Genomic DNA, 1,753 nt, shown 5'->3' on the forward strand with positions numbered 1-1,753 from the left:
TAGTATGTGTTTATTAAGAAATTCTAAAGATTTTCTTTAATTAATACATACTAATCAAAACATTACGCAAGGTACGCATCTCTTCCAAGCAACGGCCTGTACCCAATGCAACACAACTTAATGCATCATCTGCGATGGAAACTGGTAATCCAGTAGCATTGCGCAACACTGAATCCAGATTACGCAGATTACCGCCACCGCCTGTTAAAACGATACCTTTATCGACAATATCTGCGGCCAATTCCGGCGGGGTTTGCTCCAAGGCAACCTTACATGCCTCAACAATCGCACCAACTGGCTCAGCCAAGCTTTCAGCGATTTGACGCTCAGAAATGTGTAGCTCTTTAGGTACCCCATTCATCAAATCGCGACCTTTTATTTCCATGCTTTCGCCATCGCCATCTTCAGGTGGGCATGCAGAACCTATCAATTTTTTAATACGCTCAGCGGAACTTTCACCAACAAGTAGGTTATGATTACGACGGATATAAGCGATGATCGCTTCATCCATTTTGTCTCCACCAACACGCACAGAACGGGAATAAACGATACCGCCCAAGGAAAGGACAGCGACCTCTGTTGTACCACCGCCAATATCAACGACCATCGAACCGGTCGGTTCTGTAACGGGCAAACCTGCACCAATCGCAGCAGCCATCGGTTCTTCAACAAGTAGCACATCACGCGCACCTGCAGATTCAGCAGATTCCTGAATAGCACGACGCTCAACCGCAGTGGAACCAGATGGCACACATACAATAATACGAGGTGCTGCAAAACTTCGACGATTATGTACTTTACGAATGAAATGCTTGATCATTTCTTCAGCAACATCAAAGTCGGCAATAACACCGTCTCGCAAGGGACGAATAGCCTGAATATTGCCAGGCGTACGGCCTAGCATTAATTTCGCTTCATCACCAACAGCCAAAACTTGTCTTTTGCCTTTTACTTCTGCAATTGCAACAACAGAAGGTTCATTCAAAACGATCCCACGGCCCTTCACATAAACCAGTGTATTGGCCGTACCCAAATCGATCGCCATATCGGCAGATAAAAACCCAAGAAGTCGTGAAAACATGACTGACGGCAGCCTCCAAAATCCCTAAATAAATTGATGTGGTTTTTATAATCACATCGAAAGTAAAACTATCCTATAGCTACAAGGGAATTACGGCAAAAGAACGGCAAAAAAACTTTAAAATCAAAAAGTTTTCACACCTTAGAACCTAAACCCCAACTCTGTTCGTATCCTGTAATATTTCAAACTACTTGCGAAGTCTTACACTACATTTGCGAATACTTTACTATATTTCATTTAAAACCGCAAATACGTAATAAAAATACAGGAAAATAATCATAGATACGATCAGACATAGCTACAATTTAGGGTTTACGAGGTTTTACACAGAACTGCAACGATTAATTAGGCTTCTGGCCATATAGAGGCATTGAACCTGTATACAACCAAACTCGACCATTATAATAATTACTACTGAATAAAAATGATATGATATAGGGACGCGACATACCTATTGACTTGAACTGACTTATCATACCTTCCCATGAATAATATCCACTATTTTTGAAACTGGAGATCTCATGAGCCACGACTATTTTTTAAGAACAGGAAACGTGCCTCATGCTTCTGTCGATATTTCAACGCAATATCTTATATAAGCTTATTGTTAAATGAATTCAGTATTAATTTTTTGTGATCTACCAGACAGATACTGCCCCTCCGCAACATTAA

At 41.1% G+C, this 1,753-nt stretch carries 1 protein-coding gene; it reads right to left on the reverse strand.

Annotated features, from left to right (window positions below; genetic code table 11):
- Positions 1-40: 40 nt before the first annotated feature.
- Positions 41-1,081, reverse strand: coding sequence for a rod shape-determining protein (locus E1160_RS00125; RefSeq protein WP_155152964.1), 1,041 nt, complete (start codon positions 1,079-1,081; stop codon positions 41-43).
- Positions 1,082-1,753: the final 672 nt, after the last annotated feature.

Origin of the sequence: Curvivirga aplysinae, assembly GCF_009711445.1 — a bacterium.
Lineage (GTDB): Bacteria > Pseudomonadota > Alphaproteobacteria > UBA8366 > Aestuariispiraceae > Curvivirga > Curvivirga aplysinae.

What these genes read in the sequence shown, in the direction of transcription:
- E1160_RS00125 (WP_155152964.1), bottom strand. Translation starts at nt 1,081, where the DNA reads ATGTTTTCACGACTTCTTGGGTTTTTATCTGCCGATATGGCGATCGAT.